This window comes from Aeromonas sp. CD, assembly GCF_033349375.1.
Lineage (GTDB): Bacteria > Pseudomonadota > Gammaproteobacteria > Enterobacterales > Aeromonadaceae > Aeromonas > Aeromonas hydrophila.
In genome coordinates this window covers 746,774-759,715 of the sequence record NZ_CP137631.1, presented here as the reverse complement: position 1 = coordinate 759,715, position 12,942 = coordinate 746,774, and the positions used below count along the sequence as shown (strand labels likewise).

Annotated in this window: 13 protein-coding genes; 3 read left to right on the top strand and 10 right to left on the bottom strand. The window is 63.1% G+C overall.

The window, feature by feature from the left end:
- The first annotated feature begins 58 nt into the window (after positions 1-58).
- Together R2E40_RS03530 and R2E40_RS03525 are read left to right on the top strand one after the other, a co-directional pair.
- Complete coding sequence (locus tag R2E40_RS03530; RefSeq protein ID WP_318164778.1) at positions 59-1,282, top strand: Nramp family divalent metal transporter; 1,224 nt, start codon at positions 59-61, stop codon at positions 1,280-1,282.
- Between the two features lie 64 nt (positions 1,283-1,346).
- Positions 1,347-2,237, top strand: a complete 891-nt coding sequence (locus tag R2E40_RS03525; protein ID WP_318164777.1) for a hypothetical protein — start codon at positions 1,347-1,349, stop codon at positions 2,235-2,237.
- A gap of 33 nt (positions 2,238-2,270) precedes the next feature.
- Here R2E40_RS03525 and R2E40_RS03520 read toward each other — a convergent pair whose 3' ends face one another.
- The 6 genes from R2E40_RS03520 to rnr form a co-directional block, all read right to left on the bottom strand.
- A complete protein-coding gene (locus R2E40_RS03520) occupies positions 2,271-3,107 on the bottom strand; it encodes a DMT family transporter (RefSeq protein ID WP_029304635.1) in 837 nt (278 codons plus the stop codon).
- Positions 3,108-3,227: 120 nt separating this feature from the next.
- Positions 3,228-4,088, bottom strand: a complete 861-nt coding sequence (locus R2E40_RS03515) for a DMT family transporter (RefSeq protein WP_016349445.1) — start codon at positions 4,086-4,088, stop codon at positions 3,228-3,230.
- A 218-nt stretch (positions 4,089-4,306) separates the two neighbouring features.
- The gene (locus R2E40_RS03510; protein ID WP_011704664.1) at positions 4,307-4,756 is read right to left on the bottom strand and encodes a GNAT family N-acetyltransferase; all 450 of its coding nucleotides are present in this window, start codon (positions 4,754-4,756) and stop codon (positions 4,307-4,309) included.
- Between the two features lie 57 nt (positions 4,757-4,813).
- Positions 4,814-5,380, bottom strand: coding sequence for a Crp/Fnr family transcriptional regulator (locus tag R2E40_RS03505; RefSeq protein ID WP_318164776.1), 567 nt, complete (start codon positions 5,378-5,380; stop codon positions 4,814-4,816).
- A gap of 10 nt (positions 5,381-5,390) precedes the next feature.
- On the bottom strand, positions 5,391-6,140 hold the full coding sequence (gene rlmB / locus R2E40_RS03500; RefSeq protein ID WP_241416781.1) for a 23S rRNA (guanosine(2251)-2'-O)-methyltransferase RlmB: 750 nt from the start codon (positions 6,138-6,140) through the stop codon (positions 5,391-5,393).
- Positions 6,137-8,536: a ribonuclease R gene (gene rnr, locus R2E40_RS03495; RefSeq protein WP_024944558.1), complete on the bottom strand. Its 2,400-nt coding sequence runs from the start codon at positions 8,534-8,536 to the stop codon at positions 6,137-6,139. The genes rlmB and rnr overlap by 4 nt, the downstream gene beginning before the upstream one ends.
- A gap of 134 nt (positions 8,537-8,670) precedes the next feature.
- Here rnr and R2E40_RS03490 point away from each other — a divergent pair, with 134 nt between their 5' ends.
- The gene (locus R2E40_RS03490) at positions 8,671-9,693 is read left to right on the top strand and encodes a GGDEF domain-containing protein (protein ID WP_029304632.1); all 1,023 of its coding nucleotides are present in this window, start codon (positions 8,671-8,673) and stop codon (positions 9,691-9,693) included.
- A gap of 63 nt (positions 9,694-9,756) precedes the next feature.
- On the opposite strand, the gene luxS is transcribed toward R2E40_RS03490, so the two are convergent.
- The 4 genes from luxS to R2E40_RS03470 all read right to left on the bottom strand — a co-directional run bounded on the left by luxS (position 9,757) and on the right by R2E40_RS03470 (position 12,910).
- Entirely contained in the window at positions 9,757-10,266 is a 510-nt protein-coding gene (gene luxS / locus R2E40_RS03485) for an S-ribosylhomocysteine lyase (protein WP_318164775.1), read from the bottom strand.
- An 18-nt stretch (positions 10,267-10,284) separates the two neighbouring features.
- Complete coding sequence (locus tag R2E40_RS03480; protein WP_272481394.1) at positions 10,285-10,878, bottom strand: transglycosylase SLT domain-containing protein; 594 nt, start codon at positions 10,876-10,878, stop codon at positions 10,285-10,287.
- A 61-nt stretch (positions 10,879-10,939) separates the two neighbouring features.
- Positions 10,940-11,278, bottom strand: a complete 339-nt coding sequence (glnB, locus tag R2E40_RS03475) for a nitrogen regulatory protein P-II (protein WP_005308848.1) — start codon at positions 11,276-11,278, stop codon at positions 10,940-10,942.
- Between the two features lie 9 nt (positions 11,279-11,287).
- Positions 11,288-12,910 carry an NAD+ synthase gene (locus R2E40_RS03470; RefSeq protein WP_318164774.1) on the bottom strand — a complete coding sequence of 541 codons (1,623 nt, stop codon included), beginning with the start codon at positions 12,908-12,910 and terminating at the stop codon, positions 11,288-11,290.
- Between the last annotated feature and the right edge of the window lie 32 nt (positions 12,911-12,942).

The window sequence follows — 12,942 nt, the reverse complement described above, 5'->3', positions numbered from 1 at the left end:
TGATAATAATTATCATTTAGATCTATTCTATCTCCATGCACTTATGGAGGCTGATACCATGCAACCCGCGCTGACCACGGCCATCCCGGCCCGCAAATTCAAACTGACCCTGCTCGGGCCGGCCTTTATTGCCGCCATCGGCTACATAGATCCGGGCAACTTCGCCACCAACATTCAGGCCGGTTCCACCTTCGGCTACCAGCTGCTGTGGGTAGTGGTATGGGCTAACCTGATGGCCATGCTGGTGCAGACCCTCTCGGCCAAACTCGGCATCGTCACCGGCAAGAACCTGGCGGAGCACATTCGCGACCGGCTGCCCAAGCCGGCGGTCTGGGCCTACTGGGTACAGGCGGAGATCATCGCCATGGCCACCGATCTGGCCGAATTCATCGGTGCGGCCGTGGGCTTCAAGCTGCTGCTCGGGGTCACCCTGCTGGAAGGAGCCGGCATCACCGCCGTGGTCACCTGGGGCATTCTGATGCTGCAGTCCCGCGGCCAGAAACCGCTGGAGTTCGTGGTGGGCGGCCTGCTGCTGTTCGTGGCGGCGGCCTACATCGTCGAGCTGGTGTTCTCCCGTCCCCACCTGCCGAGCCTGCTGGAGGGCGCCCTCTTCCCCGGCCTGCCCAACAGCGACGCCGTCTATCTGGCGGCCGGCGTGCTCGGTGCCACCGTGATGCCCCATGTCATCTACCTGCACTCGGCACTGACCCAGCACACCCAGGATCAGGGCTCGATCCCCCAGCGGCTGCACACCACCCGGGTCGACGTGGCCATCGCCATGACCATCGCCGGCTTCGTCAACCTGGCCATGATGGCCATGGCGGCAGCCGCCTTCCACAGCTCCGGCAACCAGCAGGTAGCCGAGCTGGAGTCGGCCTACCAGACCCTGACCCCGCTGCTGGGCCAGGCGGCCGCCACCCTGTTCGGCCTCTCGCTGGTCGCCTCCGGCATCAGCTCTACCGTGGTGGGCACGCTGGCCGGCCAAGTGGTGATGCAGGGCTTCGTGCGCTTCACCATCCCGCTCTGGCTGCGCCGCGCCATCACCATGGCCCCCGCCTTCGTGGTGATCGCCATGGGCCTCAACACCACCGATATCCTGGTGCTGAGCCAGGTGGTGCTGAGCTTCGGCATCGCGCTGGCGCTCATTCCGCTGCTGATGCTGACCGGCGATCGCGCCCTGATGGGGGAGTATCGCAACCACCCGGTGACACAGGCGGTCGGCCGCCTTATCGTCGCCCTGGTGATCGGGCTCAACGCCTACCTGCTGGTCGCCATGATCTAGCCCTCCCCCCCTCCTCAGGCCGGTTCGTTAACCGAGGTTAATGAGCCGGCCTGCGCTTTGGCGTATGCTGGCGGCTCTCTTCCTCTTCGATTTACGGGAGCCATCCATGCCACATACCCGAGCCAGCTTCGTGCTGGGCCACCATCAGGAGCAGGCCAGCGTCATCTGCTGCCAGAGCGGCGACACCAGCCTGCTGGTCACCGACCTCACCCCCTTTCATCCCCAGAGCCACCTCTGGCCCGATCAGCCGGGTGACGTGGGTACCGTGCATTGGGAGGGTGGCGAAGCGGTCGTCGGCCCCTGCCGCATGGGGGCCATCAGCCCGGATGGGGAGCTGTTCGTCGACCAGGCGATCCCGGTCAAGCGGGGCGCAGAAGGGTGGCACTTCGTAGTGGTGCACCCGCTGGCTGGTCACTGTGCGCTGCCAGTCGGCAGCCAGGTGACACTGCGGGTGGATGCCGAGGCCCGCCACGCCCTGAGCCTGGGCCACAGCGGCTGTCATCTGGCGGCACTGGCGCTCAACCGGGCGCTGATGCCTTACTGGCGCAAGGAGGTCAGCGAGCGGGACGCGCTGGACCAACCGGACTTCGATCGCCTCGCCATCCAGACCTCGCGGGTCGAGCCCATGGGCTCGCGCGAGCAGTACCGGATCGGCAAGAGCCTGCGCAAGAAGGGAGTCAACAGCGAGGCGCTGCTGGCAGACCTGCCGCAGATAGAAGAGAGGATCAACCAGCAGTTGGCAGACTGGCTGGCGGCCGGTGGCGAGATCCGCCGCAGCCGGGCCGGCGAGGCGATCATCGACTCCCGTTACTGGCACTGCTCGCTGGAAGGCCGGGAGGTCACCATCCCCTGTGGCGGCACCCACGTGGGTAGCCTGGCCGAACTGGGGCAGGTCCAGGTACAACTGGCCTCCTGTGAGGAGGGGTTCACCCTCACGACCCGGGTCACTCCCTGACCGGCCGGCCCGGATGCCTTAAGCCGCCTCCCCCTAGCCGAGGCGGATCAGCAGGATGCCGCCCAGGATCACCAGGGCGGCCAGCAACCGGACCCGCCCCAGCGTCTCCCCCAGCCAACCCCAGGAGAGCAGCACCGCAAACAGCACGCTGCTCTCGCGCAGGGCCGCCACCAAGCCGATGGGCGCCTTGGTCATGGCCCAGATGACGATCCCGTAGGCCAACAGCGACAGGGCGCCCCCGATGGCTCCGCTGCGCCACGCCGCAGGCCCCAGCTCGCGCCAGGCGGTGCGACTCTGCCAGCGCATCAGCAGCGGCATCATCAGCGCGGTGAGGGCGAACAACCAGAGGGTGTAACGTATCGGCTCACCGGCCGAGCGGGCTCCCGCCCCATCGGACAGGGTGTAGGAGGCGGTAAACAGCGCCGTGATGAGCACCGCCTGCAGCGCGGCCGGCGCCAGCCGCAGACCACCTCGCCACGCCATCAGCAGCACGCCACTCACCAGCACCACGGCTCCCGTCACCGCCACCATTCCCGGCACTTCACCCAGCAGCAGGGCCCCGAACAGCAGGGTCACCAGCGGGGCACTGCCTCGGGCCAGCGGATAGATCTGGCCGAACTCACCTAGCCGATAGGCCCGACCGAGAAAAAGACAGTAGCCGCAGTGCAGCAGGATGGAGAGCGCCAGCCAGGGATATTCGGCCGCCACCGGCCAGCCCACCAAGGGCAGCAAGGGGGCGGCAAACAGGCCGGAGCAGAGGGAGACCAGCAAGACGCTGACGCGCCCCTCGGCCTGGCGCTTGGCCAGCGCATTCCAGAGTGCATGCAGCAGGGCGGCCAACAGGATGGCAGCAAAGATGGTAGGGGTCACGACAGGGTTCCGATAGCAACAGGCCGCCCAGCATAGCCGGTTTGCCCGGCGATGACAGAGAGCGGCCTCATAAGATGCCTGTTTTTCTCACCCATCGGCCTGCTGCCGATGGGCCTGGCCTCAGCGCAATCGGCGCTGCCAGTGAATGGCCAGCAGGATGAAGCTCACCCCGACCCAGAGGTTCCACGCCGGGATCTCGCCAAACAGCCAGACCCCCAGCAGCACCACGAACATCAGGCCCGAGTACTCGGTCGCCGCGATGCGGTTGGCTTCAACCTGGCGATAGGCGTAGAAGCAGCTGGCGTGATAGAGCAGCTGCATGATGCCACTGCCGCCGATCAGCACCAGCAGTCGCCAGTCCACCGGCTGCCATTGATGTACCGCCAGCCCGGCGGTCAACGGCAGAGCCAGCAGATTGGCCCAGAACAGGGTCGCTACCACCGAGATCCCGGCTGGCAACTTGCGCCCCGTGATGTTGAACAGCGCCAGAGTGAAGGCGGTCACCAGGGCGCCCAGCCCGGCCAGATGAAAATCCCCCGGCCGCAGCACGAACACCACGCCGAGCAGCCCCATGCCTCCCAGCAGCCAGACGCGGGAATTGATCTTCTCCTTGAGCAGCCAGGCCGCCAGCGGCAGCGTCAGCAACGGGGAGACGTAGAAGATGGCGTTGGCCGTGGCCAGCGGCAGCTGGGTCAGGGCCAGCATCATGCCGCCCCCGCCGAGCAGGCAGAGGTGGCCGCGCAGCAGGTGCCACTTCCAGGCACCCAGCCCCCAGGCTGAGCGCGGAACCCGCAGCATGAAGGGCAGCAGCACCAGCAGGGTCAGCAGCTGGCGCAGGAACATGTATTGGAAGGGGCTGAAGCCTGGGCCGATCAGCTTGACCAGCACGTCGGAGAAGGCCTGGGCCAGATTGCCCAGCACCAGGGTGATGATGGCGAAGGTTTGCAGGTCCAGTGCGAACCGCTTGCGCAACAACTCCATCAGCGACAGCCACTCGAGTGGCGAACGCTAATAAAATGGCTCAACGGCTCAATCGCTGAATCTTGTTCTGAATTAATGGGGTAAAAGACCATTTTTAAAACCTATCCATCGATTGTTGCCGATTAATCACTCAGAGGGTACCCACTAACATGGCGCCGAGCACCCGTTTTCTTTACTACCTCAAGACATAATAATTTCATTGTTATGCTTAAAAGGTATTAAGAGGAGCTCATGCCGATGTGGGGAATGTCATCTTCCAGATAGGGTTCACCCACGGCGGTGAAGCCGTGACGACCGTAGAAACCTTGCAGGTGTGCCTGGGCCCCGAGGTAGATGCTGACCCCTGGCCACAGCCGGGCACACTCCTGCAACGCCTGCTGCATCAGCCGATGACCAAGCCCATCACCTCTCGCCTCGGGCGCCGTCACTACCCGACCGATCACCACCTGCTGCGCCTTGGCCACGCCGGGCGCCATCAGCCTGGCATAGGCCACCAGTGCCCCATCCTGCCAGCCGAGCAGGTGCAGCACGTCGGGGCGCTTGTCGACCCCGTCCAGATCGAGAAAGACGCAGGTCTGCTCCACCACGAAGACCCGGGATCTCAGGGTGAGCAGTTCATAGAGTTCGTTGACATCGAGTTGTTCAAAAGACTTGAGAGACCAGTTCATGGGGGTTCCTTGCTCATGATGAGAAGGGCAGCATAGCCAGCCGCACGCGAGCCGGCATTAACCTTTGTTAAGATCCTTCAGCCGTTTGCGAATGCGGCTCAGGCTGATGGGGGTGATGCCCAGATAAGCGGCGATCTGGTGATCGGGCACCCTGGCCTCCAGCGCGGGAAAACTGCGCAAAAAGTGTTGATAACGGGCCTGCGGGCTTTCGGTCAGCAGCAGCAGCTCTTTCTCCTCCTTGATGCGCAGTTGCACCGCCAGCAGATGCTGATACCAGGCGGGCCAGCAGGAGAGCGTGCGCAGGTCGGCCAGATTGAACAACAAGAGCCGACAGGGCTCCAGCGCCTCCACGCTGTAGCGGGCCGGCTTGCCACTGAGCAGGTGGTGGAAGTCGAGGAACTCGTCCCCCTCCCAGTAGAACTCCTTGATGTACTCGCGGCCATCCGCCAGCACCACCTTGGCCCGCAGCAGCCCCTGCTCCACCATCACCAGCAGATCGGGTCGATCGCCAGCATGCCAGAGGCAGGCACGGGGGCTCAGGGTCAGCGGCCGGGCAAAAGAGAGGAGGCGCGCGGCCTCCTGCTCATCTGTGACCCGATTCCGGCAAAACGGGGGTCTGTCCATTCAGCTCGCCTCAGGCACGACGCTGGCGCACGGCTTCGAACAGGCAGACACCGGTCGCTACCGAGACGTTGAGGCTGGATACCGCCCCCGCCATCGGGATGCTCACCAGCTCGTCGCAGTGCTCGCGGGTGAGGCGCCGCATCCCCTTGCCCTCTGCGCCCATCACCAGCGCCATCGGGCCGGTCAGCTTGGCCTGGAACACGTCGTGATCCGCCTCACCGGCAGTGCCGACCAGCCAGACGCCACGCTCCTGCAGCTCGCGCAGGCTGCGGGCCAGGTTGGTGACCTGAATGAGCGGCACCACTTCGGCGGCGCCACAGGCGACCTTGCGCACAATCGGGGTCAGGCCGGTGGCCTTGTCGCGCGGCACGATCACCGCATGCACCCCGGCCGCATCGGCGCTGCGCAGGCAGGCGCCGAGGTTGTGCGGATCGGTCACCCCGTCCAGCACCAACAGGAAGGGCTGAGTCTGTTGCTCGGCCAACTTGTCCAGCAGGCTGGCCAGGTCGTGCTCGGCCAGCTTCGGCGCCTCTTTCACCCGGGCCATGATGCCCTGGTGATTGTTACCCTCCGCCTTGTCGTCGAGCGTCTTGCGGTTCACGCTCTGCACCTTGAGGCCGAGCGCATCCAGCTCAGCCAGCAGGGGTTGCAGCCGGTCGTCATCGCGCCCCTTGAGGGCCCACACTTCGATGAAACGCTCCGGGGTGCGCTCCAGCAGCGCGGATACAGCGTGAATGCCGTAGATCAGTTCAGTACTCATTTAGTGCTCTTGGCCTTGTCGCGAGCTTTTTTGCTCGGTCGTCTGTTGCTGGGTTTGGCACGGCCGCCCTTGGCAGATTTGCCGTGGTCCTTGCCCTCTTTCTCTTTGCGTTTTTCGTGGCGTTCGGCGCTTTTGGCCTTCTCTTTCTTGATCTCGGCCTGCTTGCGCGCCATCTCTTTGGCGTTCTTGCCGGTTGCCTTGAGCGGCTCTTCCACCATCACGAAGTCGATCTTGCGATCGTCCAGATTCACGCCCATCACCTTGACCCGCACCTTGTCACCCAGACGGTAGCGGCGGCGGAAGTTCTCGCCGATCAGTTGCTGGTGCAGCGGGTCAAACTGGTAGTAGTCGTTGGTGAGGGTGCTGACGTGCACCAGACCGTCGATGTGGATCTCGGCCAGACGCACGAAGAAGCCAAAGCCGGTAACGCTGGCGATGACGCCGTCAAACTCGTCACCCACGTGATCCAGCATGTACTCGCACTTGAGCCAGTCAGCCACGTCGCGAGTGGCGTCATCGGCACGGCGCTCGGTCATGGAACAGTGCTCGCCCATCGGGTCCACTTCTTCCAGCTGGTAGTGGTAACCACCGCTCGGGGTCCACTTGTGGCGCAGGTTGGCCTGCTGCTCCTTGGCGGTCTGATACTTGATCGCCCGGTGCAGGATGAGGTCGGGGTAGCGACGGATCGGCGAGGTGAAGTGCGCGTAGGACTTCAGGGCCAGACCGAAGTGACCGATATTGTCAGCCTGATAGATGGCCTGACGCATGGAGCGCAACAGCATGGTGGAGAGCAGCTCCGCATCCGGGCGCCCTTCGAACTTGGCGGCCAGGTCGGCGAAATCTTTCGGCTCGGGCTCCAGGCCCCCCTTGAGCTCCAGGCCCAGCTCGGCCAAGAAGTCACGGAAGCCGGTCAGACGCTCTTCGCCCGGACGGTCGTGCACCCGGAACAGGGCGGCTGCCTCGTTCTTCTCGATGTAGCGGGCCGCGGCCACGTTCGCCTGGATCATGCACTCTTCGATGATCTTGTGGGCGTCGTTGCGCACCAGCGGCACAATGCGGTCGATCTTGCGCTGGGCGTTGAAGATGAAGCGGGTCTCTTCGCTCTCGAACTCCACAGCACCGCGCTGATGGCGGGCATGCTTGAGCGCCTTGTAGAGGTTGTTGAGCTCTTCGATGTGACCCACCAGTGGCTCGTACTGCTGGCGCAGCTTGGGATCCCCTTCCAGAATGGCCGCCACCTTGGTGTAGGTCATTCGGGCATGGGAGTTCATCACCGCTTCGTAGAACTTGTAGCCGGACATGCGGCCAGCGGCGGAGATGGTCATCTCGCACACCATGCAGAGGCGGTCAACCTGCGGATTGAGCGAGCAAAGGCCGTTGGAGAGCACCTCAGGCAGCATGGGTACCACGAACTCAGGGAAGTAGACCGAGTTGCCGCGCTGGTAGGCTTCGGTATCGAGGGCGGTGCCCGGCTTCACGTAGGCGGAGACGTCGGCAATGGCGACCCACAGGCGCCAGCCGCCACCGCGCTTGGCTTCACAGAAGACGGCGTCATCGAAGTCACGGGCATCTTCCCCGTCGATGGTGACCAGCGGCAGGGCGCGCAGGTCGATACGACCCTCTTTGGCCTTCTCCGGCACCTGTTCGCCGAGACCAGCAACCTCCTTGGTCACCTCTTCCGGCCAAGTGTGCGGAATGCCGTGGGTACGCAGGGCGATCTCGATCTCCATGCCGGGCGCCATGTTTTCACCCAGCACTTCCAGCACGGTACCGACCGCATTGAAACGGGCGGTGGCACGCTGATTGATGCGCACGACCACGACCTGGCTCTGGCGAGCCCCCTTGTTCTCCCCTTCCGGGATGATGATGTCTTGGCCGATGCGGCTGTCATCCGGCACCACGAAGCCGACGCCGTTCTCGACGAAGTAGCGGCCGACGATGTCCGCTTCACGGGATTTGAGCAGACGTACCAGACGTGCCTCCTGGCGCCCCTTGCGGTCGATCTCGGTAGGCTGCACCAGGGCGTAATCGCCGTGCATCAGGCGCTGCATCTCGCGGTTGTTCAGGAACAGATCCGGGCCACCACCCTCGGGGCGCAGAAAACCGAAGCCATCTTTGTGGCCGAGCACATAGCCTTTCACCAGATTCAGACGATCCGGCAGGGCGTAACACTGGTTGCGAGTGAATACCAGCTGACCATCACGCTCCATGGCGCGCAGACGACGGCGCAGGGCTTCCAGCGGCTCTTCTTCGGTCAGCTTGAGGACCTTTGCCAGCTCTTCACGGGACATGGGCTTTTCATGGCCCTTGATGAGGTCGAGGATCATCTCGCGACTGGCGATGGGGTTCTCGTATTTTTCGGCCTCGCGTTCGAGGAAAGGATCTTTTTGAGACATAAGCAGGCCTTAGGGTAGGTGGTAACGGTGCCATTATATCGGAGGGGGGGGCGAATGGCATCCATCGACTGCCTTTTGGCCAATCTCTCTGTCATACTATGCACAGTTTGCAGGCATGATGAGACATGGAACTCATGAGCAAGGACTCGTTCGCCCAATCCGCCGCCTATCTCAAGCAGGCGGTTCCCCTGATGATAAAGTATCAAATCCCCACCACGCCGGATAATTACACCCTTTGGTATAACTACGTGGCGGCCAGCATGCCCGAGCTCAATCAGGCCATCGATCAGGCCATCAAGCTGCAGGGAACCTGCTCTCTCACCACCTGTGAACGCCTCTATCACCAGCACCTCGCCGCGCAAGATGAGCAGCAGATGGAAACCATGAAGCTCAACCTGGCCGCTATGGCCAACGAGCTTGGTCACACCATGCAGGATGCCCTCTCCGACACTGGCATGTTTCAGGACATGCTCGACAAGAGCTTCGACCGGCTGAGCCTCATCGACGACGAGGGGCTAAGCCTGGAGGACACCATGGGGATCCTGCGGGATCTGGTGCGCGAGTCGCGGGATGTGCGCATGTCCACCATGCACTTTCGCAACCAGCTCAGCAGCGCCGAGAAGGAGATCAAGGAGCTGCGCGAGGCGCTCAACGAGACTCGCAAGCTGGCCAACGAGGATGCCCTCACCAGCCTGCTCAACCGGCGCGCCTTCGATCTGGAGATAGAGAGCCTGATCCGCAGCAAGCAGCCTTTCTCCCTGATCCTGTCGGACATAGACCGCTTCAAGAACTTCAACGACGAATATGGCCATCTGCTGGGGGATCAGGTGCTGCGCGCCTTCAGCAAGCGGCTGCGGGAAACCTGCAAGGAGGGCGTCACCGCCTACCGCCTCGGCGGCGAGGAGTTTGCCCTGCTGGTTCCCATGCGCAGTCTGGCGCTGAGCCGCCAGATGGCGGAGAGCCTGCGCCGGGCCATCGAGAAGATGTCGATTCTGGATCGCAAATCGGGCCGGCGCATCGACCACATCACCGCCTCGTTCGGGGTGGGTGAATATAGCGGTCAGGAGACGGGCGACAGCCTGGTCGAACGCACCGACAAGCTGCTCTATAAGGCCAAGGAGCTGGGCCGCAACCGGGTGATGCCGCTGCCATCCTGATTCTGCCAGCACGCAAAAAGGCCGGTCAATGACCGGCCTTTTTCATGTTTACTACCCCAGGAATCAGAGGCTTTGCAGCTTCTCTTCCGGCAGGGCCAGCTCGTCATTGCGGTTGACGCCGATGCCGCGCTCCAGCACGTGGCGGGCGATGGCATGGGCCTCTTCCAGCGAGTGCATGCTGTAGGTGCCGCACTGGTATTCGTTCAGCTCGGGGATCTTGCCCTGCTCCTGCACGGTCAGCACGTCGCTCATGGCGGCCTGCCAGGCGGCACCAACCCGGGCTTCGTCCGGCGCACCGATCAGGCTCATGTAGAAGCCGGTCCGGCAGCCCATGGGGGAGATGTCGATGATCTCCACGCCGTTACCGTTCAGGTGATCACGCATGAAGCCGGCAAACAGGTGCTCGAGGGTGTGGATGCCGCGCTCGGAGAGGATCTCCTGGTTCGGCACGCAGAAACGCAGATCGAACACTGTGATGGTGTCCTTGTTCGGGGTCTGCATGGTCTTGGCCACACGCACCGCCGGCGCAGCCATGCGGGTGTGGTCAACGGTAAAACTGTCCAATAACGGCATTTCTGACTCCTGATTTGGTTACCAGAACCAGCCCCCGCTGGAGAGCTGATCCTTGCATTGTCGATACTGGGCGCCGTAGCGCTGGGCGCGGGCCTCCACCTTGCGGGATGTCTTCATCAGCCATCCCTTGCTGCGGTAGCTGCCACGCCGATAGCCACCCCACCCTTCGTGATAGTTGAGATACTGGCCATACGCATCCCACTTGGAGGTGCCGTTCAGCCGCTGGGCCTTGTGAGTGTACCAGCCCATGAAGTCGATGGCGTCGGCAAAGTCGTCGCGATCGCTCCAGCCGTTGCCGGTTTCCCGCTGGTAGTCGGCCCAGGTTTCATCTTTGACCTGGGCATAGCCGTAGGCGGAGCTGGCCCGCCCGGTCGGGATGAAGAGGAAATACTGCATCGGCGGCTGGGCGTCGTGCACGAAGGAGGACTCCTGATACATCATGGCCATCACCACCTGGATCGGGGTTCCCCACTTCTCGTTCATCTTGAGCGCCGCCTTGTGCCACTCCGGTTTCTCGCGGAAGATCTGGCACAGGTTTTCCGGCTGGGCCGGCGGCCGGGTACTGCAGGCGGTCAGACCGGCCAGCAGGCCGGCCACCGCAACGAGACGCATCCAAGACATCAGCGGGATCGAGTCTCCATTCGTTGGCTCATCACGAGGCACGGCCATCTCATCAGATGGCGTCTTCGTTCTCTTCGCCGGTACGGATACGAATGACGCGCTCCACCTCGCAGACGAAGATCTTGCCGTCACCAATCTTGCCGGTGCGGGCGGTGTTCTGGATCGCTTCCAGGCAGGCATCGAGATCCTCGTCCTGCACCACCAGTTCCACCTTCACCTTGGGCAGGAAGTCGACCATGTACTCGGCGCCGCGATAGAGCTCGGTGTGGCCTTTCTGACGGCCGAAGCCCTTGACCTCGGACACTGTCATGCCGTTGATGCCGATCTCGGCCAGGGCCTCGCGCACATCGTCCAGCTTGAACGGTTTGATGATGGCTTCAATCTTCTTCATGGTGACTCCTTACCAGTTCTGTTTGCCAAACCCGGACGTGATGGGGTAACGGCGATCCTTACCAAAGTTGCGGGCCGTGATGCGGGGCCCGACCGCCGCCTGACGGCGCTTGTATTCGTTGAGATCCACCAGCCGGATCACCTTGCGCACCACCGCCTCTTCGAAGCCCTCCGCCACCATGTCAGCCACGGAGGCATCTTCTTCCACGTAGCGCTTGAGGATGGCATCCAGGATGTCGTAGGGGGGCAGACTGTCTTGATCCACCTGGTCCGGTGCCAATTCTGCCGAAGGCGGGCGGTCGATGACCCGCTGCGGGATCACATAATCGACGGAATTGCGGTATTCGCACAATTTGAAGACCAGTGTCTTGGGGACATCTTTCAGCACGTCGAAGCCGCCGGCCATGTCGCCGTACAGAGTGGCATACCCGACCGCCATCTCACTCTTGTTGCCGGTGGTCAGCACGATGCGACGACGCTTGTTGGAGAGCGCCATCAACAGCACACCGCGGCAGCGCGCCTGCAGGTTCTCTTCGGTGGTGTCGCGGGCTGTCCCTTCAAACAGCGGTGCCAGCTGGGCCATAAAGCCCTCGAACATCGGCTCGATGGAGATGATATTGAACTCTACCCCCATCCGCTCGGCCTGCTCCTTGGCATCTTCCACACTCATCTGGGCGGTGTAGCGGAACGGCATCATCACCGCCTGCACCTTGTCGGCGCCGATGGCATCGGCCGCGATGGCCAGGGTCAGTGCCGAGTCGATGCCGCCGGAGAGGCCCAGCACGGCGCCGTGGAAGCCGTTCTTGGTGACATAGTCGCGCACCGCCAACACCAGCGCCTGATAGATCTCAGCCAAAGGCTCCAGTGGCGCTGCGGGTTCCCGCTCTTTCACCGGCTGCCCATCGGCAAAGCGCACCAGCGCCAGCTCTTCGGCAAAGGGGGCCAGCTTGTGGGTCAGCTCGCCCTGGCTGTTGAACACCTTGGAGCAACCGTCGAAGATCAGCTCGTCCTGACCACATACCTGATTGAGGTAGACCAACGGCAGACCGGTCTGATCGCAGCGCTCGGCCATCAGCTCGCGGCGGATCCATGGTTTTTCCTGATCATAGGGCGAAGCATTGATGGTGAGCAGCAGCTCGGCTCCCGCCGCCTTGGCTGCCAGCGCCGGACCCGGCTGCCAGAGGTCTTCACAGATGAGCAACCCCAGCTGATGACCACGGAAGGGGACCACGCAGGTCTCGGTTGCCGCAGTGAAGTAGCGCTTCTCGTCGAATACCCCGTAGTTGGGCAGATCCTGCTTGAAGTAGCGTGCGACCAGCTTGCCTTGCTCGTAGAGGGAGGCGGCGTTGTAGAGTGCCTCCTCGTCGCGCCAGGGGTGACCCACCAGAATGGCGCAAGCCCCCTGCCATGCCGCGATGCGGGCCAGGGCAGCCTCCACCCGGATCATCAGATCGGCGCGCAGCAGCAGATCTTCCGGCGGATAGCCGGTCAGGGCCAGTTCGGAGCAGACCAGCAGATCGGCACCTTGCCGATCGGCCTCGGCGGCTGCCGCCAGTACCTTGTCACAGTTATCTTCGATGGCGCCTACCGTCAGATTCAACTGGGCAAGCATCAGAGAGAGGGCTTTTGCCATGGCGATGCATCTTGAATTCGAAAATGATGGGG

Coding starts and splice junctions, on each gene's coding strand:
- R2E40_RS03530 (WP_318164778.1), top strand. CDS start 59: ATGCAACCCGCGCTGACCACGGCCATCCCGGCCCGCAAATTCAAACTG.
- R2E40_RS03525 (WP_318164777.1), top strand. CDS start 1,347: ATGCTGGCGGCTCTCTTCCTCTTCGATTTACGGGAGCCATCCATGCCA.
- R2E40_RS03515 (WP_016349445.1), bottom strand. CDS start 4,088: ATGGAGTTGTTGCGCAAGCGGTTCGCACTGGACCTGCAAACCTTCGCC.
- R2E40_RS03510 (WP_011704664.1), bottom strand. CDS start 4,756: ATGAACTGGTCTCTCAAGTCTTTTGAACAACTCGATGTCAACGAACTC.
- R2E40_RS03505 (WP_318164776.1), bottom strand. CDS start 5,380: ATGGACAGACCCCCGTTTTGCCGGAATCGGGTCACAGATGAGCAGGAG.
- rlmB (WP_241416781.1), bottom strand. CDS start 6,140: ATGAGTACTGAACTGATCTACGGCATTCACGCTGTATCCGCGCTGCTG.
- rnr (WP_024944558.1), bottom strand. CDS start 8,536: ATGTCTCAAAAAGATCCTTTCCTCGAACGCGAGGCCGAAAAATACGAG.
- R2E40_RS03490 (WP_029304632.1), top strand. CDS start 8,671: ATGAGCAAGGACTCGTTCGCCCAATCCGCCGCCTATCTCAAGCAGGCG.
- luxS (WP_318164775.1), bottom strand. CDS start 10,266: ATGCCGTTATTGGACAGTTTTACCGTTGACCACACCCGCATGGCTGCG.
- R2E40_RS03480 (WP_272481394.1), bottom strand. CDS start 10,878: ATGCGTCTCGTTGCGGTGGCCGGCCTGCTGGCCGGTCTGACCGCCTGC.
- glnB (WP_005308848.1), bottom strand. CDS start 11,278: ATGAAGAAGATTGAAGCCATCATCAAACCGTTCAAGCTGGACGATGTG.
- R2E40_RS03470 (WP_318164774.1), bottom strand. CDS start 12,910: ATGGCAAAAGCCCTCTCTCTGATGCTTGCCCAGTTGAATCTGACGGTA.